The organism is Ruegeria halocynthiae (assembly GCF_000743705.1).
Taxonomy (GTDB): Bacteria; Pseudomonadota; Alphaproteobacteria; order Rhodobacterales; family Rhodobacteraceae; genus Ruegeria; species Ruegeria halocynthiae_B.
This window is the reverse complement of sequence record NZ_JQEZ01000007.1, coordinates 59,705-81,509: the sequence shown is the minus strand read 5'-3', so window position 1 is coordinate 81,509 and position 21,805 is coordinate 59,705. Positions and strand designations below refer to the sequence as shown.

Genomic DNA, 21,805 nt, shown 5'->3' with positions numbered 1-21,805 from the left:
GGGGTATCAGCCCCGATCATCCGGATTCACCGAATCTCCTCCGCTCCGGTTACTGGCGGAGCTTTCCTCAGTTTCCGGAAATCCATTCATTTTGCAACCGGTTTCAAAACATCAACCATCGCAACCGGCTGCCCGGACTGTGCCGACCGGCTCGCAGCCTCGGCCATGGCCAGGGCGGCGACGCCGTCCTCCAGCGTTGCTGGCATCGCTGATCCAGACAGCGCGGCCTGTACAAATGCGTCCCATTCCGCACGGTAGGCGGGCATGTAACGTTCGAGGAAAAAATAGGTCGGCTTGGCACCGATGACGCCCTCTGCCGTCGACTTGACCACCGCGTTTTCCAGAACGTTGTGCGCCTGCAGCAGCCCGCCCGAGCCAAGCAATTCGATCCGCTGATCATACCCGTAGACAGCTCGCCGTGAATTCTTGATAACTGCGATCTGACCATTCGCGTAAGTCATTGTGACCACAGCGGTATCCACATCCCCAACCTGCCCTATTTCAGGATCGACAACCGAGGTGCCCACAGCGGAAATCCGCACCGGCAATTGGCCCATCAGATAGTTCGCCATGTCAAAATCATGGATCATCATGTCCCGAAACAGCCCCCCGGACACCTTGACGTAACTGATCGGCGGCGGCGCCGGGTCGAAGGAAGTGATCGACAGCAGCTCGGGCGTACCGATTTCGCCCTGATCGGCGGCTGATTTCAGCGCTGCGAAGCTGGGATCAAACCGGCGGTTGAACCCGACCATGACCGGCTGGCCGGTTTCCGCCGCAACTGCCTGACAGGCCAACGCCCGCTCAAGGCTCAGATCGACCGGTTTTTCGCACAGAACCGCCTTACCGGCGCGCGCGGCGGCCTCGATCAGGTCGGAATGGGTGTCCGTCGGGGTGGCGATCAAAACCGCATCAATCGACGGATCAGCGATAATTTCCTGAGACGTGCGCGCCGCAGCCCCCTGTTCAGCGGCAAGGCTTTCAGCGGCATCGGATATTGCGTCGGACACTGCACAAAGCTGGCTCTGCGGATGCGCGGCGATGGCCTGTGCATGCACCCGGCCAATGCGTCCGGCACCAAGCAATCCGGTTCTCAGCATGCGGTTCTCCCGATTCTCTTTCGGGTGTCACAATGATTCTCTTTGCAACCGGTTGCAAGAATTTTTTCAACAAGATGAATCCACACCAAGGAAACCCGCGAATTCTGCAGCGCGAACGTGGTCTGTGAATGAAAGAAAATGGCGATCCCGGAAGGACTCGAACCCTCAACCTGCTGATTAGAAGTCAGCTGCTCTATCCAGTTGAGCTACGGGACCGCTGCGCCCTTCTTGCGGTTTTTACGGGCGGGGTTCAAGACCCAAGCGCATGAACGCACTGTTGGGATCGGCCTGATATCCAAAGATTGGCCCGCAATAGGAATATCCCAACGCTTCGTACAGTTTTCGGGCTGCGTCATATTCGGTCAGATGGGGCGCGCCGGTTTCCAGAACCAAAGCGATGGCCCCTTCGGCCCGCGCCACATCCGCCAGATGCAGCATCATCGCCCGCGCCAGCCCGCGCCCACGGGCCTGCGACAGAATATGAACCGATTTCACCTCGGCTGTGCGGTCCGGCAAAGTCTTGAGGGCACCACACCCCAGCGGCGTATCCCCATCATAGATCGCCCAAAACCGGATTCCGGCATCGCGCAGGGCATCGACATCCAACGTATGATTCGACGTCTGAGGTGTTGCCGCCCAGCTGTGCGCCAGATGCGCCTGAACAAGCGGGCGCAGATCTTCTGCACCCGGATCAGCCTGACGAATGTCGATCATTCAGTGGGTCCAGGGAGCACGCCGGTCGGTGGCAAAATTCTCGCCATAGCCGCGCGACCGCAGCTTTGGCTTGCGCTTGTGCGGCTCGCTGACCAGCGCGTCAATACCGTGATCCTTGGCGTAATCCAACGCCTCTTCCCTGGTGTCGAACTTCAGCCGTACCTGAGTTTGCGTGTCCGACGAAGACGTCCAGCCCATCAACGGGTCAACCTCACGCGCGGACGCGGGGGCGTATTCCAGAACCCACTTGCGGGTCTTGGCCATCCCCGAGGTCATTGCATTCCTTGCGGGCTGGTAAATCCGTGCGCGCATGTCGCCTCTCCGTACTCACTTGGCTGGGGCTGTTTATGCGCTACGTAAGCCGCGCGGACAAGCCCGCAATTGTCGCAATTCCACTGAATTGATTTGCCTCTTGAACAAGAACAAAAACAGATCAAAATCAGGCGCGAAAGGAATCCCCCCTGATGGCTTACGCTCATTCCGATAAAACCCAGCTGACCGCCGATGACGTCCGCGCGCGCCTGAAGCTGGAAGGCGGCAAACCCTTTGTGATGCAGACGGAGTTCGCGCCGGCGGGTGATCAGCCAACCGCGATCAAGGAGTTGACCGGCGGCGTGTTCGACGGGGAGCGCGATCAGGTGCTGCTGGGCGCGACTGGCACCGGCAAGACCTTCACCATGGCCAAGGTGATCGAAGAGACGCAGCGCCCGGCCATCATCCTTGCACCCAACAAAACGCTGGCGGCACAGCTTTATGGAGAGTTCAAAGGCTTCTTTCCCGAAAACTCGGTCGAATACTTCGTGTCGTACTACGACTACTACCAGCCCGAGGCTTATGTGGCGCGGTCGGACACCTACATCGAGAAAGAATCCCAGATCAACGAACAGATCGACAGGATGCGCCACTCGGCCACGCGGTCTTTGCTGGAACGCGATGACGTCATCATCGTCGCCTCGGTATCCTGCATCTATGGTATCGGGTCGGTCGAAACCTATGGCGCGATGACGCAAGAGCTGAAGGTCGGCAACGAATACGACCAGCGGCAGGTGATGGCCGATCTGGTCGCCCAACAATACCGCCGCAACGATCAGGCATTTCAGCGCGGGTCCTTCCGGGTGCGCGGCGATTCACTGGAAATCTGGCCTGCCCACCTTGAGGACCGCGCCTGGAAGTTCTCTTTCTTCGGTGAGGAACTGGAACAAATCACTGAATTCGATCCGCTGACCGGTGAACGCGCCGCCACGATGGAGCAGGTGCGCGTCTACGCGAACTCGCACTACGTGACGCCAAAACCGACGATGCAGCAGGCGATCATCGGCATCAAAAAGGAACTGCGGATGCGCCTTGACCAACTGGTCGGCGAAGGCAAATTGCTGGAGGCACAGCGACTGGAACAGCGCTGTAATTTCGATCTGGAAATGCTCGAGGCCACCGGCGTCTGCAACGGGATCGAGAACTATTCGCGCTATCTGACAGGCCGCGCGCCGGGTGAACCGCCCCCCACCCTGTTCGAGTTCATCCCTGACAATGCCATCGTCTTCGCCGACGAATCCCACGTCAGCGTGCCGCAGATCGGCGGCATGTACCGGGGCGACTATCGGCGCAAGTTCACGCTGGCCGAACACGGGTTCCGCCTGCCCTCCTGCATGGACAACCGCCCCCTGAAGTTCGAGGAATGGGACGCCATGCGCCCCCAATCCGTCTTCGTCTCGGCCACCCCTGCGAAGTGGGAGATCGAACAGACCGGTGGCGTCTTCACCGAACAGGTGATCCGCCCCACTGGCCTGCTGGATCCCGAGGTCGAAATCCGCCCCGTGTCGATGCAGGTCGACGATCTGCTGGATGAGGTGCGCAAGGTCACCGCCGATGGCTATCGCACGCTGGTCACCACGCTGACCAAACGCATGGCCGAGGACCTGACGGAATACCTGCATGAACAGGGAATAAAAGTCCGCTACATGCACTCGGACATCGACACGCTGGAACGCATCGAAATCCTGCGCGACCTGCGTCTGGGCGCCTTCGACGTGCTGATCGGCATCAACCTGCTGCGCGAGGGGCTCGATATTCCCGAATGCGGGCTGGTCGCCATTCTGGACGCGGATAAAGAGGGCTTCCTGCGGTCTGAGACTTCATTGGTTCAGACCATCGGCCGCGCCGCGCGGAACGCGGATGGGCGGGTGATCATGTATGCCGACAAGATCACCGGTTCCATGGAGCGCGCGCTGGAGGAAACCAACCGCCGCCGCGTCAAGCAGATGGCCTATAACGAAGAACACGGCATCACCCCCGCAACGGTGAAGAAGAATGTCGAGGACGTTCTGGCCGGGCTCTATCAGGGCGATGTCGACATGAACCGCGTCACCGCCACCATCGACAAACCGATGCACGGCGCCAACCTTGAGGCGCACCTAGACGGTCTGCGCGACAAGATGCGCAAAGCCGCCGAGAACCTGGAATTCGAAGAGGCCGCCAATATCCGGGATGAGATCAAACGTCTGGAAGCGGTCGATCTGGCCATCGCCGACGACCCCATGGCGCGCCAATGGGCGGTCGAGAAAGCCTCGGAAGACGCAGTGAAATCGCGTGGTCGCTCAACGGCTGGCAGGCCGGGCCAGCGGGGTGGGAATGTGAAGAGAAGGAAACGGTAACTGGTTGAAGTAGGTGTCTACTTATGGGAGAGTGTCCCAACAAATCTTTATCGGTGAAATGGCTTCAAGATGTTGAAAAAATTGTTCTTTACATGTTTTCTAGGTTTAATTGCGCCTATGGCGAACGCGGAAAAGGCCACAGTACTCGTACAAGAAAGCGCACCGTTAGAAATCACATCTTATACGAACCGTTACAAGTCCCCGGACCGAGTTGGCGATGGGACTGTCATCCATCGAGCGCAAGTACAAAATGTGTCCAATCAACCGGTTGAGGCATACGGCCTCGGCTTCTACATCTTTGATGCGTTTAATAGAGACATGGGGCGACCGTTCGTCGGATATGCCATGAACCAAGTTATGGTCGATGCAAGCGACGAACCGGGCTGGGAACAACGTGCCAGTTCGGCGTTTTTGTTTCAACACCACGGACATGGCTTGGCCTACGTTGCGATCGTCAGATTCAAAGATGGGTCCATTTGGCGAGCGGACAACTCTGCTATAACTAAGCAGCTTGAAGACTTTGAACTCCTTCTCGATGGAGAGACCAGTAACTAGTCTTCTTAGAATGGGTACTTCTACCTATGTTGTTGAATTGTTCACGATGCTTGATTTATGAACCTTCCCATCCCAAGGCGCTGCATTCTAGCGGCAAGCGTAGGATGGGTTTCCAACCCATCACTTCGGATTCAACCAAACGCGCGATGGGGTAAAACCCCATCCTACCCCCTGCACACTCCCCCCTTGCAGCCCAGCGCGCACTCCTCCACGTTTGAAATCACAAATTGTGATTCCAAACGGTTGCCATGACGAACCCGAACACCCTGCCCAGCACGCATGAGGTCCAAAGCGCCATTCACCGGGTGCGCGGCACCCGCGTGGTACTGGCCGAGGATCTGGCGCAGTTCTACGGAAAATCCGTCAGCGCCTTCAATCAGGCCGTCTCGCGCAACAAGGACCTGTTCGAGGGCTACCGCTTTCAGCTGACCGATGCCGAGGTCGGTGATTTGCAATCACGGAATGTGATCTCAAAACCCAAGGGCCGCGGCGGGCGACGGGTCAATCCATGGGTCTATACGGATTACGGCGTGGCCATCGCCTCGGCCCTGTTCAAGGACCCGCGCGCGATCAAGATCACCCGGATGATCACCGAGGCCTTTGTCGACGGCGCAAACGCCCTGGTCGAGACCCCGCGCAGCGTGCCGGAAATTCTGCCGCCCGCCGATGCCCCCGCCCCGCTGCTGCCCAATGGCGAGCAACTGCGCGATCTGGCGGAAAATATCCTCGATTCCGGGCAACAGAGCCTGGTCGATTACATCGCCAACCCCACCACCAAACGACAACAGGCCGTGGCGGTGATCATGAAGACCCTCGCCGAAACCGCCGGAGAAGAGGTGCGCACCCAGCAGGAACGCCTGCGCCTGCGCATTGCCGAACGTCTGGCAAGTGGCGATTACACCGATGATGACGACCGGAAACAATTGCTGGAACTGCTGCACGCGATGAAGGGTTAAACGCCCAACTCAGCCCGCATCTTTTTGGTCAGCTTGGCCACGACCAGATCATAAGACGTGACGATATGCTCGCGCAGTGAGGCGTCGCTCATCCCGCGTTCTTCATAGACCTGCAGCCATTTCATCCCCCGCGACGCCAGATAGGGCGCTGGGCGGATACCGGGTTCATCCTGAAGCACTTCAAAGGCCAGATCGGTGGCCTTAAAGGTAAAGGCATCTTCGCCGTCGTTCCAGCCACAGAGCGCGAACACCTTGCCGCCCACTTTCCACACATCCGCATTGCCCCACTGCACCACATGGCTGGTGGCTTTCAGGGCGGCGCAGAATGCATTGAACTCATCACGGGTCATGACCCCAACATGGGCAATCTGGTGAATGAAATGCAAGACAGACTTCGCGTCTTAACCCGGCCTTAACCAAACCGGATAAACCCTGCGACCATGCACACCCGAAACTCTCCGCTCTCGCCCGAAATATGGCTCAACGACCTGTTCGCATCCAAGGCCGTACAACAGGGTGGCGTGATCCGGCGCAAGGCACGGGACATCGAACGCTTTGCCGGGATGGAGCGGTTCATGGCCGAAATCCATCGGCGCGGATATCAGGTAGCCGAAAATTCGGGCCAGATCGTGATCTTCTGCAATCGCGCACCTGTGCGTTGGCTCACCTGAGCCACGCATCGCTTTCTTGAAAAGAAAGCGGACCAGAAATCTTTTCAAGATTTCGGTGCGAGCTTACCCCTTGTCCCAATGGACAACCACGTCGAACCCGGCGGGCGATGGCGGGCCTTCGAGGAACTCGGCGAAGTGACCCCAAAGCTGCGCCACCTTGGACGCATTGGTGTTCGAGGTTTCTTCGCTTTGCACAACCGCAACCACGAAACCGGTGCCGTCCTCGTTCATGACATTGGTAAAGCTGTGCATGCCATCCATGCCCATGATTTGATCTTTCAATTCGTTCATCTTCGCCTCGGCCGCGTCTCGCATGCCCGGCTTCATTTTGAATTGAGTAATACGTGCAAACATGTCGTTCCTCCCTTTCAGGGCGAAATCCCCCAATGACGACGCGCACGGCGCGCCGTACTGCATGATAGCACGGCAAAGCGGGTGTCAGGCAGAAAGGTCCACGCGGCGATCAGGGGCGTACAAACTTGGCGTTACCCACCGACCTTTGTTGCGATGCCCCGCCTTGTTGCGGTACCGCAGCTGGCACCGGCGCAGCCCGGATTGTGCCGCAGGCAACACCATCACCGTCAGGGTCATTGCGCGCATGATACCCCGGCTGACCGACCAGAAAGGGCCCCGGCACAATGGCTTCAGCCGCCTTGCACCCTGCCATCGCAATCAGATGAAACGCTGCCTGCTCGTGTTCAAATTCGGATGTGCGCATATAGACGCCCATCGCAATGATCAGCGTCGTGAAAGGCAGCATAAGGACCATCGTCAGAATTCGCACCGGCGACAATGCCCGTTTCCGCAGGGCCTCGGCACGTTTTTGGCGCCTCTTGAGAGGCGGGTCGGACATCGTGGCACGCGGTTCGGAATTCTTCGATGGCATTGCCGCAAGATAGGCCGGATTTGTGGCAATACCGAGGCCCAATTTCCCGCCATGGGATCACGATCCTTTTGACGCGGGCCCATACTAACTGTCGAATTTAGTGGGAGTTTGAGCTATCCAGTCGATAGCAGCCAAACCAATGAACCTGAACATATCGTGACAAACGCTGATCCATATCGCCACGTCGACGACACGGCCCGAACCTTGGCTTGGAACCTGATAGACCGGGTCAGCCATGCGGCCCTTGCAACGTTGCACCCGGACAGTGGGCTGCCCACCGTGTCACGGATCGCGCTGGCAACCGACGAGGATGCGAGACCGATAAGCCTGATATCCGCACTGGCCGATCATACGCAGGCCGTGCATGCCAATCCGGTCTGTGCGCTATTGATCGGTGAACCGCAAGAAACCGGAGACCCCCTGATCCACCCCCGGTTAACCCTGCATGTCCGCGCCGGGTTCATTGCACGAGAAACAGCGGAACACGCCAGATTGCGGGCGCGGTATCTTACGCTGCGCCCCAAGGCGAAACTCTATGTCGATTTCGCCGACTTCAGCTTTGTTCGTTTTGAAGTATCCGACGGAGTGCTGAATGGCGGTTTCGGAAAGGCGTGGCGTTTGGCCGAAACTGATCTTTTCCCCGTTCAGCGCACCACATGAACCGCACAGGCGGCGTGACGAACAAGGTGATTGGCCGTCGACCCCAAAAGCAGATCCTGCATTCCAGGCCGATGTGAAGCCAGAATAATCAGGTCCGGTTTATGCTCTAGCGACCAATCCAGAATGGTGCGGCCTGAATGGCCCTCGACCACCACCCCTTTGGCATTGGGCAGTTTCGCCGCCAGGTCATCCAGCTCTGTCTGGATCGCGCGGCGCGCTTCGGTCAGGTATTCGGGCGGCATGTATGAAATGGCATAGTTCGGAATATGCTCGACCACATGCAACAGGGTGACCTGCGCATCGGGGGTCGCCAGTATCTCGGCCAGCTTCAGCGGGCCAGATATATCCCTCTCGGCATCGAATGAAATGGGAACAAGAATGTTATGATACATGACGCGCACCTCCGTTTTCACGTCACCACGTTGCAACCAACCCGGATTTTCGGCTTTGATCTGGGTCAGGAACTGCCAAACGTTCCGGCGACATCATACATGACCGGCTCAAAACTCTTGCACAGTTCGTTGATCTTTCGGTTGCGATCCCGCATCTCCGGGGTTCGCAGCATGGCCAGAAAATCCTCGCGGCGCTGCCACTGTGAATAATTGGCAATCCTTGTCTGGGCGTCGTTCACATGCAGGCCTGCCGCAATGAAGCCGGGTTGTTTCGAAATGAATTCAGCAAAGGCATCTGTCAGCGCCTCCAGCAGGTCCTGACACGTACCGGGCGTCATCTCAAATGTTGTAATAACGGTCTGGATACTGGCGCTCTTGGAAATCTTCGGCATCTTGTTCCTCCCTTGACAGCTCTAGCCTAACACAGGTTTTGAAAACGTCTTGGGTTTCCTTCGCTTACCCGCCCTTTTTGGGCGTTTCCAACAATTGAACAAAATACTAACGGTCCGTTAACCATGCCATTGGATGCTGCGCGCATGGGCCGGGTCGTATTATTGTTGTTTCTTCTGCTCGCCGCAGCGCCTGCCAGACCGGGGGCCTGGCTGCAGGAAAAGGATTCAGCATTCACCGCAGCGTCCGTCGCTGCGTTTCGAAATCAGGATGGCAGCTTCGACTACAAGTCGTCGTTTTATGCGGAATTTGGGTATCGGCCCAACCTAACAATCGGATTGGATTTAGAGGAACGCCAGGACCTAAATGGTCATGCCCTGATGTTTGCCAGAATACCGGTTGCCGACTTTGGCCAATGGGGGCGCTTTTCCGCAGAATTCGGTGCCGGGGCTCATCACAAACAAGCCCGCGCCTGGGCCTTGTACAAAGTGACCCTATCCTACGGCAAAGGGTTTCAAACCGGACGGGGAAACGGCTGGCTGGCCATAGATGCGGCACTTGAAAACCGAACGCATGATGGCGTGTATCGTAAACTGGATTTCACCGCGGGCTTATCCTCGGATCGGTTGCTGAATCCTCTTATTCAAGTCGAAACAGCCTATCGTTCTGGTGAACCGTTGTACTGGAAGGCGCGGCCATCGGTGATGATCCGCGCCAAAGACAGTGCGATAACATGGGTACTGGGCCTGGAACGCAATGATGCCCGCGATGACACGGGCATCAAACTTGCAATCTGGAACAGGTTTTAGGCGCTTGCCGCGGCCGTCCTACCCAATTGGGCCGACCCGATGATCAACGCTCCATTCGCATGATTGCGGACACTTCCCCCCTGACCGCCTGCGGCCAGCGCAAACGAATGGCCTGGGCGCCTGCATCCTGTTCCAACTGAACGTACGGGGCTGCGTATACAGCGGCCCCAAAACCGTTCGTCAACGGCCCCAGGGCCGTAACCGCGTCGCAGCTGCGTGCCCTGCCCCCAAATGGCAACCGCCCCTGAGACGAGATCGCCCAAGCCTGAGCCGCGGTCCCCTGCGCATGCCGGATACGCAGCGGGTTTTCGACCTTTGCCGTCACCCCGTGAAAGGTGTTGTTCTGGAACATCACGTTGCGATGCGCAGTGTTGTTCAGATCCGCGAAAGTCGTGTCCACCCGTTCCGCCCGATCAATACTGCCATTGGCCGAACGGAACTTGTTCCCGGCCACGATCACACCATTCAGGAAATGCCCGGCCCCATAAGGGCGGATGACAATACAGCTGAACCAGGGGGCCACCTCGCTGGAATAAAAGATGTTGTCCGAGATTGTCATCGAGCTAAAGGAAAACCCGGCCGTGTAAACAGGGTTTGCATCCCGCTCATTGGTCCACTCGACAAAGCAATTGTCGACATAGTTTTCGGAAATGGTCGAGCTGTTATAGGTGCCGATCATGACCAGCCCGGCGCTACGCACCCCTTGTGGGATTCTATCCCCCTGAAAGAAGTGGTTCCCCAGGATCATATTGTTGGTGCCGCCCACAACAGCAAAGTGCAGGAACCGCACCACACGGTTGTGCCGAAGTTTGAGGTCATTCGCATTGGTGTTCACGGCGATAGAGGTCCGGTCGGACACGTTAAAGGATTCTTCGCGCGACAGAAACTGACAATTGTCGATCAGCATCCCCTGACAGCCGATCCCGATCGAGGTGATCCCCCGATCCCTGGGACGGCTGATGAAGCAGTTGGAAATCGCAAAAGTGCTGCCCGCCGGGGCCAGACGGATCGCGCTGCAACGGCCATTGCACTGGAATTCGATCTCTTCCATGCCAAACTTGCGCAGGGTGTCGAACTCACTGAAATCAAGCAGGTATTTGAACGAGACAAAGGTGAAGGTCTGCGTGCCCGCTGCATCATAGATCGGCGCGTTCAAAGTAATCTCGCCTGCGCCTTCGTTCTTGGATCGCACATAGATTTCGCGCCCGACCCCGCTGCCTTGTACCAATGCACCGACGGGGATATTTGCCACATTTGCCACATTGGTCAGCCGGGTTCGGTCATTTGGGTTGTAGGTCGCGACCGAAGTGAACGTTTCGGTATCCCAGGCCGAGCTGGACTTGACGTCAAACTGACCGTTTCGGATGATACGGCGTGTTGAAAACCCGCTTTTCTTGTTCGGAACCGCAGCCGCCATATCAATCGGTGCGTTAACCGATATCTTACGCCCGCCCATATCCAGAGATTCATGATCCGAATTGTTCAACAGTGCCTGAAATGCCTTTTTGAAGGCCAGCATTTCGTCACCAAAGGCATTGATGTACGCGGGCAGATCAAAGTTCTTTGTCAGCAGCAGCATTTTGTCATCGGGCATCGTGACGGTGCCCTCAAAATCCATCTCGGACGCCATGCTAGTGTTTTCAGCCAGATGATACACGCCTTGCGGCACGTAAACCCGCCGCCCCCCAGCGGCCTGATCGGCGGCCTCAAACGCGGCCGAGTCATCTGTGACCCCGTCGCCGACCGCACCGAAGTCGCGCACGTCCACGATGCTGATCATCTCACGCAGGAACACGCCGGTCACATCGGTAATCTCGATGTCATCGACCCGCACCAGAGCGCCGTTGGCGCCTTCGATGTCCAGACCGAAATGCCCGTAAAGGGCCGCAACACCCCAAGGCATATCCACGCCCGGGCGTCGGCCCGTGCCAACAATCGCCGTAATCTCATGCACGGTGCCATAACCGGACAGCTGGGTCACCGGCCCCTGCTCGACCACGCCGGGCACATGGGTATCCCCGGCCGCACCGGCCCAGGCAGCGATCCTGACTTTGGGCAGCGGGCCGCTGATCGCCTTAACTCGCGCCCTTATCTGCAGGTAACACCCCGGCAACAGCGGCGTCTGACCCATGTAGCGCAGCTTTTGCGTGGCAGTGACCTTCAAAATCTCAAGGCAGCCGCCAAAATCCGCATCTGCCGGGACAAAGACGCCGGTACCGGACCCGTCATAAGTCGGCGATCCAGGCGTGCCGTCCCCGGCGGACCAAACCCCCAGACCATTTGCGAAAGCAGGCGGCGTGAACACGATGCCGTCGGTGATTGCCTTGTTCATTGAAATCCCTTTCCCAATCGCGCAAACGCGCGCCAAAACCCAAGGCCCGGGGCAAGCCCCGAGCGCAAAGGTCTGAGTATCGAAAAGGAATTAATCCCGGCTCATACCACCGTGACGGTGCTGTTGCCTCAGGCCGCCGGGTCCGCGTTGTCCAACAACTGCACGCCGTTGATCTTCCAACCGTTTTCCTGCTGCACCATCTGATAATCCAGAATATGCACCCGGCCGTCGCCGTCGGTGATCATAACCTTCTGCCACAACGCCCCGGCTATTTCGCGCAGCTCCAGAAACCGCACATCAGCGGGCCGCCAGACCATCGGATAACCGTTGCGGACCATAGCGCCAAAGTTATCGGGGGTGCGGAACAGATTCTGAATGTTGGGGCTGGCAAAAGTAAAGGCGGTGGCGAAATCATCCACCTTGAACGCCTGTATCTGCGCCGCGATGTTCGCCTCGATCTCGGCATTTTGGGCAATCGCAGCGGACGCCAATCCGGCGCTCAGGGATACAGCAAGCAACAATCGACGCATGGGGCCACCTCCTGACGAAAGGATAGCCCCACGCGGTATCAGGTCAAATCAGGCCAGCTCTCCGGCCAGCGCCTTGTCGATCAGCGCGATGGTTTCAGGCACGCCATAAAGCGCGATGAACCCACCGAACCGAGGGCCTTGGGACGCGCCCAGCAGCACCTCGTACAGCGCCGTGAACCAGCCGCGCATCGGGTCGAACCGCTCGCGCCCGATGGAATAGACCACCGATTGCAGCGCCTCATCCTCAACAGGCCCGTCATAGGCCTCAAGCGCGGTTTTCAGCGCCTCCAGCGCCTCGCGTTCCTGATCGGTCGGGGCGCGGTGCTTGCGGGTCGGTTTGACGAAATCGTTGAAATACCGCACGGCAAAGCCCGCAGCCTGATCCAGATCGGGATGCGTTTGTGCCGTGGCTTCGGGCGCATAGCGGCGGATAAAGCCCCACAGCGCCTCTTTGTCCTCGGCCCCGGAAACGGATGCAAGGTTCAGCATCATCGCAAAGGGTACGATCAGCGTCGATTCTGGCACGTCTCCGCCGTGAATGTGCCAGACCGGGTTGTTCAATTGCGCCTTCAGCTCTTGCCCCGGATAGGCCCGCAGCTGCTGATGATACTCATCATAAGCTTTCGGGATCACATCGAAATGCATCCGCTTGGCCGTCTTGGGCTTTTGATACATGAAATAGGCCAGGCTTTCGGTCGGCGCATAGGTCAACCATTCGTCAATCGACACGCCGTTACCGGACGATTTCGAAATCTTCTGACCGTTTTCATCCAGAAACAGCTCATAAGAGAAATGCTCCGGCGCGCGGCCCCCCAGCGCCCGGCAGATTGCGTCATAAATCTTTTCGTTGGTCGCGTGTTCCTTGCCGTACATCTCGAAATCAACGCCCAGCGCGGCCCAGCGGGCGCCAAAATCCGGCTTCCACTGCAGCTTCACATTGCCGCCTGTGACGGGCAGCGTCCATTCCTTGCCGTCTTCGTCATCGAAGGTCACGGTGTAGGTCTCGGCGCAAACCTTTTTCATCGGCACATACAGAACCCGGCCCGTTTCGGGATGGATCGGCAGGAAGATCGAATAGGTCTGCTGGCGTTCCTCGCGCAGGCTTTTCAGCATGATGGCCATCACGTCATCATACCGCTCAACCGCCCGCTTCAGAATCTCGTCAAACTGTCCCGAACGATAGAATTCGCGCGCCGAATAGAATTCATACTCGAACCCGAAGGTATCGAGGAACCGACGCAGCATCGCATTGTTGTGCTCGCCAAAACTGTCATGCGTGCCAAACGGATCGGGGACCGAGGTCAGCGGACGCTGCAAATGCTCCTCCAGCGCCTTTGGGTTTGGCACATTGCTGGGCACTTTGCGCAGCCCGTCCAGATCGTCCGAGAAACAGATCAGCTTGGTCGGGATATCCGACAGCGCCTCGAACGCGCGCTTGACCATTGTGGTCCGCGCCACCTCGCCGAACGTGCCGATATGTGGCAGCCCCGAGGGGCCATAGCCCGTCTCAAACAGTACATATCCCTTGTCCGGGGCACCCTGTCTGTACCGTTTGAGCAACCGCCGCGCCTCTTCAAAAGGCCAGGCCTTGGACGACATCGCGGTTTCACGCAGTTCAGACATTTCAAAGTGCTCCATCGGGAAAAAACAGCGCCGGTCGCCCAAAGCAACCGACCGACCCCTCCTATTGTGCCGGTGCAGCATGAGTCAATAAAGCGCGGGTTTTTTCCGGACGGGAAAGCCGTTCAACACCGTTTCAGGCGGTCAGCTGGTCCAGTTTGGCCGCCCAGATAAAGTCATTCTCGCTCAGACCGCCAATTTCATGCGTGGTCAGTTTGACGTCCACATATCCCCACCCAAAGGTGATATCCGGATGATGCCCCTGCTGATCGGCCAGCCAAGCGCAGAGGTTTGCCAGATAGGTTGCCTTGGCAAACCCTTTGAACTTGTAATGACGGCTCAACGCTTTTGCGTCCGCGTCCAGTTTCCAGTCGGGCGCAAGTTCGGCCATGTGGGTATCTGCCTCGGCGCGGGTCAATGCCGGAATGCCACCGGAACAGGGCACACAGGTCCGGTCTGACAGGCTGCAGGTTTGTCCTGATGTGGTCATGGTCTGTTCACTCCGCTGCGGTTGCTTTTTCAGGGAACTTGTTCGGCAGCAGCCCAAGGGACTGCGCCCGGTGCACATCTGCCAACAGGTCACGGTCGGCGGCTGCAAACAGCTCCTCGGGTGAGTTTAGCACGAAATAACCCATCTGGTGCATGTCGATCCGATAGGGTGTGCGCAGGATCGTCAGGACATCGAATGGGTCCCGATCCGGAATGTCACTTTCCACGGCATAGACCAACTCGGTTGGCGAGGACGCAAGCCCAGACCCCAGCGCCTTGATCTTACCATCCTGGCGACGCAGCCCGAATTCGATCGAGAACCAATATAATCGGATCAACCAAGCATAGTCTTTATCACCCGCCTGCGCCCCCGCACGCCCAACGGCATGGCTGAAGGCCGCGAACCGAGGGTCGCTTAGCAATGGGGTGTGGCCGAAAATCTCATGAAAGATATCGGGCTCTTCGATATAGTCGAAATCCTCGCGCGACCGGATAAAGGACGCGGCAGGAAACACCCTGTCCGCCAGCATACCAAAGAAGGTCTTGAACCCGATTAACGCCGGAACCGGCTGAACCCGCCAGCCAGTCATGTCCAGCAGCCGTTCCGAGATATCCAGGCAAGAGGGCACGCGGGTTTTCGGAAGGTCCAATCTTTCAAGTCCGGCAAGATAGTCGCGCGCCATATATTGCTGTACGTTTTCCTGCTGCGCGGCATAAAGATCGGCCCAAACCGCGTCTTCCTCTGGCGTATAGGCGATATGGCCGCGTTCGTCGGCCACTTTGGCGGTGTATTTGGTCGACTTTGGCATGGTCGTCTCCTCCTGCGAAGAAGTATAGCCGTGCGACCTGATGATTTTGGTTTGGTTAATCAGTGAATTTCCGGTAATTTAGCGTAAACATGTCGCAGAGCACCTTATTGTGAAACAAACCATTCAAATCGCCGACATCGCCATCTTGCAGGAACTGCAGACCGATGGCCGCTTGTCGATGCAAGAGCTTGCCGATCGCACCGGTTTGTCGGCTTCACAATGCTGGCGACGGGTGCGGGATCTGGAGGCATCCGGTGTGGTGTCCGGCTATGCCGCACAGGTGCGGGCCAAATCCGTGGGCCTGAACGCCATTGCCTATGTCCATGTCGCGCTGCGCGATCACCAAGAGGACAGCATCACCTCATTCCTGCGCTTGGTCGAGATCGAGCTTCAGATTGTCGAATGCGCCTCGATCACCGGGGATCACGATTTCATCCTGAAGGTCTATGCAAAAACCCCCGAAGATCTTGAACATTTCATCATGCAGAGGTTGCTGAAATCCGGTCTGGTACGCGACACGCGCAGCAATTTCGTACTACGTCAGACGAAAACGCGCGGGCCATTGCCTATTCTCTAACCACATCCACGGCAAATTTCGTTGAACCTGCCCGCCAGCCCTCTTATCGTGCGCGTTCAGAACAGCCCAATCAGGACGACTCCATGACTGAACAAGTTCCCCATCCGATGTCCCCGCAGGATTGCCTTGTCGCGATCATGGTTGCAGTATCCGCGTCTGATGAGACCATCCGCACTGCCGAGTTGGTCAAGATCGAAACCGCGGTGAACATGCTGCCGGTCTTTGCCGATTACGACATCGACCGCACACGCCGCGTGTCGCAGATCGTGTTCGACCTGTTCGAGCAAGAGGACGGCCTGGATGCCCTGTTCGGTTTGATCCGGGAAAACCTGCCCGAACGGCTGAACGAAACCGCCTATGCGTTGGCCTGCGACGTCGCCGCCGCAGATGGATCGCTGGCAGAAACCGAACTGCGCCTGCTGGAAGAAATCCGCTACGAGCTCAGCATCGACCGCCTGCACGCCGCCGCCATCGAACGCGGAGCACGGGCACGTCATACGATCTGAGGCTTCAGCTGCCGGACAATGATCCCCAGCGCTCCAGCAGCGTGCGCTGCAACCTGCGCGACCTGCTGCTCCAACTGCGCGCGCCCTCGGGGCGTTCGCGGTGGGCGCGCGGGATCGTGGCGCGGTGTTCCATATCAGCAGTGAAAATCGCAAAAGCCAGATCGGTCCCGTCCACAGTGGTCAGAAACCCGCCCAGCCCCGAAACAAAGTTCAGCGTTCCGGTTTTGGCATTCACATTGATCGGATGGTCCCGAATGGGCCGCCCGTTGCTGTCCAGCAAGGAATAGGATTTCAGCAGCGGCCGCAGTGTCCCGGCCTTTTGTGCCGCCACCAGTGCAGTCACCAAATCACCTGGTGCCATGCGCGACGCATCCCCCAACCCGGAATGATCCACCATGGCAATTCCGCGCACCCCATAGACCTCGGCGGCCCAGCGGTTCATCTCGGCGGCCGAGGCGGCCAGATCCTGCGGCATGACACCACGCGCCTTGGTGGCCGCCATTCCGACCATCTCGGCGGTCAGATTGGTCGAATATTTCAGCATCCCGCGCAGAATACTGTCCAGCGGATCGCTCTGATGCACCACCAAGACAGTGCCCTGCGGCGTTTGCCGCGTGATCTGTACCCGGCCCAGAACGATCCCGTTCACACGCGCCAATGTCCGAAACACATCGCCAGTGTACAGCGCAGGCTTGCGCACCGGTAACCACCGGGCACCACCATTGCCCAACGCGCCTTTGGCAACGGTCCAGCGGTCCTGCCGTGCCGTGGACTGATAGGTGTAGATCGGCAGCGACCGCCCCTCGACCTCCATCGCGGCCATATCGACGTCCGGTCGATACCGCGCGGTGCGGGCATCCATCGTCACGTCATAACCTTTGCCCGCGCGCTTCCATTCGAAATGCACCCGGTTGAAATTCAGGGACATCCCGCTGATGGCCGGGCTGTACCCCAGATGATCAGGCTGGCCCGGGTCGATACTGAACACATATGGCAGCGCCCCGTCATAGACCTTGAACGCGCCCTGCACTTCGGTGATCCCGGCCTCGCGCAGATTGGCGGCCATTGCCGCCAGCGCATCTGTATCCAGCAGCGGATCGCCACCACCCACAAGGATCAGATCGCCCTTGAGAATACCGTTTTCAATCGGCCCGTTGGCCATCAAGGTTGTTTCGAACCGGTAATCCGGCCCCAATACATCCAGTGCGTACAATGCCGTCAGCGCCTTGGCGACACTGGCAGGCGGTAAACCGTCCCGATCGCCAAATGCCTCTAGCTGCGCGCCGGTTTCCACGTCGGCGACGGCAAAAACCACCTCGCCCTTTAGCCCGGCGGCCTGGATAATCCGTTCGACCCCGTTCAGTTCGACCCCGCGCACCTGGGGACGCAACGACTCCAGCGGCGCTTCCGCCAGCCCGGCAATGGGGATCAGTGCAGCCCCCAGCCCCCCAAGAAATTTACGACGTGAAAAACGATCAATCATGGATCAAATAAAATCCCAGAGACAAAAGGCAGACAACCGCAGATTTACACTATGCGACTATAGGGGCTATTCCGGCAACACCCCATCCGCCCATTCGCCGCGTTTGCGGATGTCGCTGGAACTGACATCGACCATCGGTACATTGACAAAACACCACGCCGGAGCCTGCGCCCGCCCCAGCAGATGCCTTGCCTGCCCATCGATCCGGTATTTGGCATAAATCCGCGCGGCAGGCGACATTCTGGCCGAAATCCGGTCCCCCGGCCGCGCCAGAACGCCCACAGGCACGCTGTCCATGATCTGCCGCCAATCCTTCCAGCGGTGAAACTGCGCCAGATTGTCGGCGCCCATCAGCCAGACAAACCGCACCTGCGGGTACAGTCGTGTCAATGCGGCCAGAGTATCCGCTGTCGCCCGCGTTCCGATGAGGTCTTCCAGACCCGTCACCTCGACGTGCGGATGCTGCATCACCGTGCTGGCCGCCTTGATCCGCCGCGACAGCGGCGCAGGACCGCGTGTTTTCAACGGATTGCCCGGTGAGACCAGCCACCACACCCGATCCAACCCGAATGCCTTCATCGCCTCATGCGTGACATGCACATGCCCCTGATGCGGCGGATCAAAAGACCCGCCGAACAACCCGATGACCTGCCCGGGCCGCGCATATGGTATCGCGCTTCGCATCATCCCTTGCTGATGTTCAGAACTGAAGCGGGTTGTCAATCAACAGGTTGTACCGGATCACCCAAGCGAACACGCCCGGGCCGCACCACCTCGGCACACCAACCGCCATGCCCGCGCACGGCAGAGTATCCCCCCTTGCCCAGCGCCTCCTCCATCCGGCTACACGGCGCACAAATCACGGTGAACCGCAAAATGGCCTCGCCCACCTGCACCTCCCGCCCCTTGAGCGCCGCCAGATTGATCCCCGAAACCACCAGATTGCGCCGCAGGATTTCGGGTGAGACCGGTCCGCGCCCCAGATAAGAGCCAATCGCCCCCAGATGCTCCTGCTGGATCAAAGTCACCGCCCGCTTGCCCGCACGGCTGCGGTCGCCGTCGAGCCCGACGGAAGAAATCATAGTCGCGTCCGCAACCTCCACCCCAAGTCGTCGGGCGGGCCGCAGACCGATCCACTCAACGCGGCCCGGTTTAGCCCAGCCGGATATCAGTTCACGCAGGGACAAAACACCTCCTGATCAACCGTTCATACATGTTTTGAATTCGGCGGTTTCAACAATCTCTTTCAGTGGCAAAAACGGGATGTCACTTTCAACAACACACTTAATGTGAAGTTTAGAATCCTCTGACTGCTGCTTCCATTCTATCTGCGGATAATTCACGCTCCTTGGCAACCTTACCGTCGGCTCAATGAAAAAATCCAAGTAAGCCAAATAGACTTGAGCTCTGATCTCGTCACGTGTCAGCGATACATATCTAAGCATCTGGTGCGTAAGTGACCTTTTGAGCTGTCGGTAATCTTCGGTCAGTGCGAAGCCTTCCTCGATATTTGCAAGTGATTGAATAAGCTTGAAAGTAACGTAAAACCTTATGCTGTACTCTGCCTTATCCGAAACATTGACCATAGTCAGAATACTTACGGAAGCAAAATCACCGCCCTCTATTTGAGACGTCGACATCTCCGTCACATTATATGTTGAGCAATAAGTTGCATCCTTGTACGCCTTGCAGTCCGACGAGTTTTCAGCACGAGCCACCATTGAGCTGATCGCCCCGAAACCTAAGAAAAAGGCGATCGAGATTAGCGCCTTGCTGCTCATCTTCATTTACACTTCTCCCGTTTGAGTTGCGTGTATACAGCAAACCTTGCTGAGGGAATGCTCAAGATCCGAAACCTGACGGCTTCAGCCCATCGAAGCCACGTTCTAAAGATTGCTCTGACCCAGTGATCGATCCAATGGTTCATGATTGCCCCCACCCAAACCATCCGCTATCACACCGCCCAACCCAATTTCCCCGACCCAGAGGACGCGACATGGCCGCCTATCAATATGTCTACCACATGCAGGGTGTCTCCAAGACCTATCCCGGTGGCAAGAAGTGCTTTGAAAACATCCACCTGAGCTTTCTGCCCGGCGTGAAAATCGGCGTCGTCGGCGTCAACGGCGCGGGTAAGTCGACGCTGATGAAGATCATGGCGGGGCTCGACAAGGACTTCACGGGTGAGGCATGGGCCGCCGAAGGCGCCAAGGTTGGCTATCTGCCGCAGGAGCCGAAGCTGGACGAAAGCCTCAGCGTTCGCGAAAACGTCATGCTGGGCGTGGCCGAAAAGAAGGCGATCCTCGACCGGTATAATGAGCTGGCCATGAACTATTCGGATGAAACCGCCGATGAGATGGCCAAACTGCAGGACGAGATCGACAGCCAGAACCTCTGGGACCTCGACAGCCAGATCGACGTCTCGATGGAGGCGCTGCGCTGCCCGGCAGACGACGCCAACATCGCCAACCTCTCAGGCGGTGAAAAACGCCGCGTGGCGCTCTGCAAACTGCTGCTTGAAGCGCCTGACATGCTTCTGCTCGACGAACCGACCAACCACCTGGACGCCGAGACGATCGCGTGGCTGCAACAGCACCTGATCGACTACAAGGGCACCATCCTGATCGTCACCCACGACCGCTATTTCCTGGACAGCATCACCGGCTGGATCCTTGAACTCGACCGTGGCCGCGGCCTGCCTTACGAGGGCAACTATTCCGCATGGCTGGAACAAAAGGCCAAACGGCTGGAGCAGGAAGCGCGCGAGGACAAGTCCAAGCAAAAGACCCTGCAACGCGAACTGGATTGGATGCGTCAGGGGGCCAAGGCCCGTCAGGCCAAATCCAAGGCCCGGATCAATGCCTATAACGAGTTGGCAGACCAGTCCGAGCGCGAAAAGCTGACCCGCGCCCAGATCGTCATCCCCAACGGCCAGCGTCTTGGCGGCAAGGTGATCGAGGTCGAAGGTCTGGCCAAACACATGGGCGACAAGCAATTGATCGAAAGCCTTGATTTCACCCTGCCCCCTGGTGGCATTGTCGGCGTCATCGGCCCCAACGGCGCCGGTAAATCGACCCTGTTCAAGATGCTCACCGGTCAGGAACAGCCCGACGCCGGCACCATATCGCTAGGTGACACGGTCGAGCTGTCGTATGTCGATCAGTCCCGCGACGACCTCAAGGACAACGACACCGTGTGGGAGGCGATTACCGGCGGTGCCGAGATCATCCAACTGGGTGACGCGCAGGTCAACTCCCGCGCCTATTGCTCGTCCTTCAACTTCAAGGGCGGCGATCAGCAGAAAAAGGTATCGCTGCTATCCGGTGGTGAGCGCAACCGCGTCCACATGGCCCGCCTGCTGAAAGAGGGCGGCAACGTCCTGTTGCTGGATGAACCGACCAACGATCTGGACGTCGAAACCCTGCGCGCGCTGGAAGACGCGCTGGTCGATTTCGCCGGCTGCGCCGTGGTCATCTCACACGACCGCTTCTTCCTCGACCGGATTTGCACGCATATTCTGGCGTTTGAAGGCGACGCCCATGTGGAATGGTTCGAGGGCAACTTCGAGGATTACGAAGAGGACAAAAAGCGCCGTCTGGGACCGGATGCGCTGGAGCCTAAGCGGTTGAAGCATAAGAAGTTTGCGCGGTGACTCTCGTGCGGGTTGCGGAGGTA

The 21,805-nt window shown here is 58.2% G+C and carries 26 protein-coding genes and 1 tRNA gene; 9 read left to right on the top strand and 18 right to left on the bottom strand.

Annotation, left to right across the window (positions count from 1 at the left end):
* Positions 1-86: 86 nt before the first annotated feature.
* From iolG to JT51_RS19755, 4 genes are all read right to left on the bottom strand, one after another.
* Entirely contained in the window at positions 87-1,100 is a 1,014-nt protein-coding gene (gene iolG, locus JT51_RS19770; RefSeq protein WP_037317099.1) for an inositol 2-dehydrogenase, read from the bottom strand.
* A gap of 139 nt (positions 1,101-1,239) precedes the next feature.
* A tRNA-Arg gene (locus JT51_RS19765) sits at positions 1,240-1,316 on the bottom strand.
* 21 nt (positions 1,317-1,337) lie between these two features.
* Positions 1,338-1,814, bottom strand: a complete 477-nt coding sequence (locus JT51_RS19760) for a GNAT family N-acetyltransferase (protein WP_037317096.1) — start codon at positions 1,812-1,814, stop codon at positions 1,338-1,340.
* Positions 1,815-2,126, bottom strand: coding sequence for an ETC complex I subunit (locus JT51_RS19755; protein ID WP_037317093.1), 312 nt, complete (start codon positions 2,124-2,126; stop codon positions 1,815-1,817).
* Positions 2,127-2,278: 152 nt separating this feature from the next.
* On the opposite strand from JT51_RS19755, the gene uvrB reads away from it, so the two are divergent.
* The 3 genes from uvrB (at position 2,279) to JT51_RS19740 (ending at position 5,976) form a co-directional block, all read left to right on the top strand.
* A complete protein-coding gene (gene uvrB / locus JT51_RS19750) occupies positions 2,279-4,465 on the top strand; it encodes an excinuclease ABC subunit UvrB (protein WP_037317090.1) in 2,187 nt (728 codons plus the stop codon).
* Positions 4,466-4,534: 69 nt separating this feature from the next.
* Complete coding sequence (locus JT51_RS19745; RefSeq protein WP_037317087.1) at positions 4,535-5,020, top strand: hypothetical protein; 486 nt, start codon at positions 4,535-4,537, stop codon at positions 5,018-5,020.
* Positions 5,021-5,268: 248 nt separating this feature from the next.
* Positions 5,269-5,976, top strand: coding sequence for an ORF6N domain-containing protein (locus JT51_RS19740; protein ID WP_037317084.1), 708 nt, complete (start codon positions 5,269-5,271; stop codon positions 5,974-5,976).
* On the opposite strand, the gene JT51_RS19735 is transcribed toward JT51_RS19740, so the two are convergent.
* Entirely contained in the window at positions 5,973-6,326 is a 354-nt protein-coding gene (locus JT51_RS19735) for an MmcQ/YjbR family DNA-binding protein (RefSeq protein ID WP_037317270.1), read from the bottom strand. The genes JT51_RS19740 and JT51_RS19735 overlap by 4 nt on opposite strands.
* Before the next feature lie 90 nt (positions 6,327-6,416).
* On the opposite strand from JT51_RS19735, the gene JT51_RS19730 reads away from it, so the two are divergent.
* Complete coding sequence (locus JT51_RS19730; RefSeq protein WP_037317081.1) at positions 6,417-6,647, top strand: hypothetical protein; 231 nt, start codon at positions 6,417-6,419, stop codon at positions 6,645-6,647.
* A 63-nt stretch (positions 6,648-6,710) separates the two neighbouring features.
* On the opposite strand, the gene JT51_RS19725 is transcribed toward JT51_RS19730, so the two are convergent.
* Together JT51_RS19725 and JT51_RS19720 are read right to left on the bottom strand one after the other, a co-directional pair.
* Positions 6,711-7,001 (bottom strand): antibiotic biosynthesis monooxygenase family protein, encoded by a 291-nt coding sequence (locus JT51_RS19725; protein ID WP_037317078.1) that lies wholly within the window; start codon positions 6,999-7,001, stop codon positions 6,711-6,713.
* A 109-nt stretch (positions 7,002-7,110) separates the two neighbouring features.
* Positions 7,111-7,407, bottom strand: coding sequence for an excalibur calcium-binding domain-containing protein (locus tag JT51_RS19720; protein ID WP_235216215.1), 297 nt, complete (start codon positions 7,405-7,407; stop codon positions 7,111-7,113).
* A gap of 282 nt (positions 7,408-7,689) precedes the next feature.
* Here JT51_RS19720 and JT51_RS19715 point away from each other — a divergent pair, with 282 nt between their 5' ends.
* Positions 7,690-8,193, top strand: a complete 504-nt coding sequence (locus JT51_RS19715; RefSeq protein WP_037317264.1) for a HugZ family protein — start codon at positions 7,690-7,692, stop codon at positions 8,191-8,193.
* Here the strand turns inward: JT51_RS19715 and JT51_RS19710 are convergent.
* A complete protein-coding gene (locus tag JT51_RS19710) occupies positions 8,178-8,585 on the bottom strand; it encodes a universal stress protein (RefSeq protein WP_037317261.1) in 408 nt (135 codons plus the stop codon). The two genes, JT51_RS19715 and JT51_RS19710, sit on opposite strands and share 16 nt — an antisense overlap.
* Positions 8,586-8,650: 65 nt before the next feature.
* A complete protein-coding gene (locus JT51_RS19705) occupies positions 8,651-8,977 on the bottom strand; it encodes an antibiotic biosynthesis monooxygenase family protein (RefSeq protein WP_037317074.1) in 327 nt (108 codons plus the stop codon).
* Between the two features lie 123 nt (positions 8,978-9,100).
* On the opposite strand from JT51_RS19705, the gene JT51_RS19700 reads away from it, so the two are divergent.
* On the top strand, positions 9,101-9,784 hold the full coding sequence (locus JT51_RS19700; RefSeq protein ID WP_235216214.1) for a hypothetical protein: 684 nt from the start codon (positions 9,101-9,103) through the stop codon (positions 9,782-9,784).
* Between the two features lie 43 nt (positions 9,785-9,827).
* Here JT51_RS19700 and JT51_RS19695 read toward each other — a convergent pair whose 3' ends face one another.
* The 5 genes from JT51_RS19695 to phhA all read right to left on the bottom strand — a co-directional run bounded on the left by JT51_RS19695 (position 9,828) and on the right by phhA (position 15,564).
* Complete coding sequence (locus tag JT51_RS19695) at positions 9,828-12,116, bottom strand: glycosyl hydrolase family 28-related protein (protein ID WP_037317071.1); 2,289 nt, start codon at positions 12,114-12,116, stop codon at positions 9,828-9,830.
* 128 nt (positions 12,117-12,244) lie between these two features.
* The gene (locus JT51_RS19690; protein ID WP_037317068.1) at positions 12,245-12,646 is read right to left on the bottom strand and encodes a DUF4864 domain-containing protein; all 402 of its coding nucleotides are present in this window, start codon (positions 12,644-12,646) and stop codon (positions 12,245-12,247) included.
* A gap of 48 nt (positions 12,647-12,694) precedes the next feature.
* On the bottom strand, positions 12,695-14,269 hold the full coding sequence (locus tag JT51_RS19685) for a lysine--tRNA ligase (RefSeq protein WP_037317255.1): 1,575 nt from the start codon (positions 14,267-14,269) through the stop codon (positions 12,695-12,697).
* A 133-nt stretch (positions 14,270-14,402) separates the two neighbouring features.
* Complete coding sequence (locus JT51_RS19680) at positions 14,403-14,756, bottom strand: 4a-hydroxytetrahydrobiopterin dehydratase (RefSeq protein ID WP_037317064.1); 354 nt, start codon at positions 14,754-14,756, stop codon at positions 14,403-14,405.
* Between the two features lie 7 nt (positions 14,757-14,763).
* Positions 14,764-15,564, bottom strand: a complete 801-nt coding sequence (gene phhA, locus JT51_RS19675) for a phenylalanine 4-monooxygenase (protein ID WP_037317061.1) — start codon at positions 15,562-15,564, stop codon at positions 14,764-14,766.
* Positions 15,565-15,673: 109 nt separating this feature from the next.
* On the opposite strand from phhA, the gene JT51_RS19670 reads away from it, so the two are divergent.
* Positions 15,674-16,141, top strand: a complete 468-nt coding sequence (locus JT51_RS19670) for an Lrp/AsnC family transcriptional regulator (protein ID WP_235216213.1) — start codon at positions 15,674-15,676, stop codon at positions 16,139-16,141.
* Positions 16,142-16,224: 83 nt separating this feature from the next.
* Complete coding sequence (locus tag JT51_RS19665; RefSeq protein WP_037317058.1) at positions 16,225-16,647, top strand: tellurite resistance TerB family protein; 423 nt, start codon at positions 16,225-16,227, stop codon at positions 16,645-16,647.
* Positions 16,648-16,651: 4 nt separating this feature from the next.
* Here the strand turns inward: JT51_RS19665 and dacB are convergent, their stop codons facing one another.
* The 4 genes from dacB to JT51_RS19645 all read right to left on the bottom strand — a co-directional run bounded on the left by dacB (position 16,652) and on the right by JT51_RS19645 (position 19,917).
* Entirely contained in the window at positions 16,652-18,130 is a 1,479-nt protein-coding gene (gene dacB / locus JT51_RS19660) for a D-alanyl-D-alanine carboxypeptidase/D-alanyl-D-alanine-endopeptidase (RefSeq protein WP_037317055.1), read from the bottom strand.
* A gap of 66 nt (positions 18,131-18,196) precedes the next feature.
* Positions 18,197-18,814, bottom strand: coding sequence for a nicotinate-nucleotide adenylyltransferase (locus JT51_RS19655; RefSeq protein WP_037317249.1), 618 nt, complete (start codon positions 18,812-18,814; stop codon positions 18,197-18,199).
* A 35-nt stretch (positions 18,815-18,849) separates the two neighbouring features.
* Positions 18,850-19,212: an MOSC domain-containing protein gene (locus tag JT51_RS19650; RefSeq protein ID WP_152563401.1), complete on the bottom strand. Its 363-nt coding sequence runs from the start codon at positions 19,210-19,212 to the stop codon at positions 18,850-18,852.
* A 117-nt stretch (positions 19,213-19,329) separates the two neighbouring features.
* Entirely contained in the window at positions 19,330-19,917 is a 588-nt protein-coding gene (locus tag JT51_RS19645; protein ID WP_037317049.1) for a hypothetical protein, read from the bottom strand.
* Between the two features lie 209 nt (positions 19,918-20,126).
* On the opposite strand from JT51_RS19645, the gene ettA reads away from it, so the two are divergent.
* Positions 20,127-21,782 carry an energy-dependent translational throttle protein EttA gene (gene ettA, locus JT51_RS19640; RefSeq protein ID WP_037317046.1) on the top strand — a complete coding sequence of 552 codons (1,656 nt, stop codon included), beginning with the start codon at positions 20,127-20,129 and terminating at the stop codon, positions 21,780-21,782.
* Positions 21,783-21,805 lie beyond the last annotated feature (23 nt).

Bases quoted from the DNA above. Each gene is read 5' to 3' on its own strand.
- JT51_RS19680 (WP_037317064.1), bottom strand. From the start codon at position 14,756: ATGACCACATCAGGACAAACCTGCAGCCTGTCAGACCGGACCTGTGTG.
- JT51_RS19645 (WP_037317049.1), bottom strand. From the start codon at position 19,917: ATGAAGATGAGCAGCAAGGCGCTAATCTCGATCGCCTTTTTCTTAGGT.
- ettA (WP_037317046.1), top strand. From the start codon at position 20,127: ATGGCCGCCTATCAATATGTCTACCACATGCAGGGTGTCTCCAAGACC.
- JT51_RS19755 (WP_037317093.1), bottom strand. From the start codon at position 2,126: ATGCGCGCACGGATTTACCAGCCCGCAAGGAATGCAATGACCTCGGGG.
- JT51_RS19705 (WP_037317074.1), bottom strand. From the start codon at position 8,977: ATGCCGAAGATTTCCAAGAGCGCCAGTATCCAGACCGTTATTACAACA.
- JT51_RS19725 (WP_037317078.1), bottom strand. From the start codon at position 7,001: ATGTTTGCACGTATTACTCAATTCAAAATGAAGCCGGGCATGCGAGAC.
- phhA (WP_037317061.1), bottom strand. From the start codon at position 15,564: ATGCCAAAGTCGACCAAATACACCGCCAAAGTGGCCGACGAACGCGGC.
- JT51_RS19690 (WP_037317068.1), bottom strand. From the start codon at position 12,646: ATGCGTCGATTGTTGCTTGCTGTATCCCTGAGCGCCGGATTGGCGTCC.
- JT51_RS19735 (WP_037317270.1), bottom strand. From the start codon at position 6,326: ATGACCCGTGATGAGTTCAATGCATTCTGCGCCGCCCTGAAAGCCACC.
- JT51_RS19700 (WP_235216214.1), top strand. From the start codon at position 9,101: ATGCCATTGGATGCTGCGCGCATGGGCCGGGTCGTATTATTGTTGTTT.
- JT51_RS19655 (WP_037317249.1), bottom strand. From the start codon at position 18,814: ATGCGAAGCGCGATACCATATGCGCGGCCCGGGCAGGTCATCGGGTTG.
- JT51_RS19740 (WP_037317084.1), top strand. From the start codon at position 5,269: ATGACGAACCCGAACACCCTGCCCAGCACGCATGAGGTCCAAAGCGCC.
- JT51_RS19760 (WP_037317096.1), bottom strand. From the start codon at position 1,814: ATGATCGACATTCGTCAGGCTGATCCGGGTGCAGAAGATCTGCGCCCG.
- uvrB (WP_037317090.1), top strand. From the start codon at position 2,279: ATGGCTTACGCTCATTCCGATAAAACCCAGCTGACCGCCGATGACGTC.
- JT51_RS19745 (WP_037317087.1), top strand. From the start codon at position 4,535: ATGTTGAAAAAATTGTTCTTTACATGTTTTCTAGGTTTAATTGCGCCT.
- JT51_RS19695 (WP_037317071.1), bottom strand. From the start codon at position 12,116: ATGAACAAGGCAATCACCGACGGCATCGTGTTCACGCCGCCTGCTTTC.
- JT51_RS19665 (WP_037317058.1), top strand. From the start codon at position 16,225: ATGACTGAACAAGTTCCCCATCCGATGTCCCCGCAGGATTGCCTTGTC.
- JT51_RS19710 (WP_037317261.1), bottom strand. From the start codon at position 8,585: ATGTATCATAACATTCTTGTTCCCATTTCATTCGATGCCGAGAGGGAT.
- JT51_RS19730 (WP_037317081.1), top strand. From the start codon at position 6,417: ATGCACACCCGAAACTCTCCGCTCTCGCCCGAAATATGGCTCAACGAC.
- JT51_RS19685 (WP_037317255.1), bottom strand. From the start codon at position 14,269: ATGTCTGAACTGCGTGAAACCGCGATGTCGTCCAAGGCCTGGCCTTTT.
- dacB (WP_037317055.1), bottom strand. From the start codon at position 18,130: ATGATTGATCGTTTTTCACGTCGTAAATTTCTTGGGGGGCTGGGGGCT.
- JT51_RS19720 (WP_235216215.1), bottom strand. From the start codon at position 7,407: ATGCTGCCTTTCACGACGCTGATCATTGCGATGGGCGTCTATATGCGC.
- JT51_RS19650 (WP_152563401.1), bottom strand. From the start codon at position 19,212: ATGATTTCTTCCGTCGGGCTCGACGGCGACCGCAGCCGTGCGGGCAAG.
- iolG (WP_037317099.1), bottom strand. From the start codon at position 1,100: ATGCTGAGAACCGGATTGCTTGGTGCCGGACGCATTGGCCGGGTGCAT.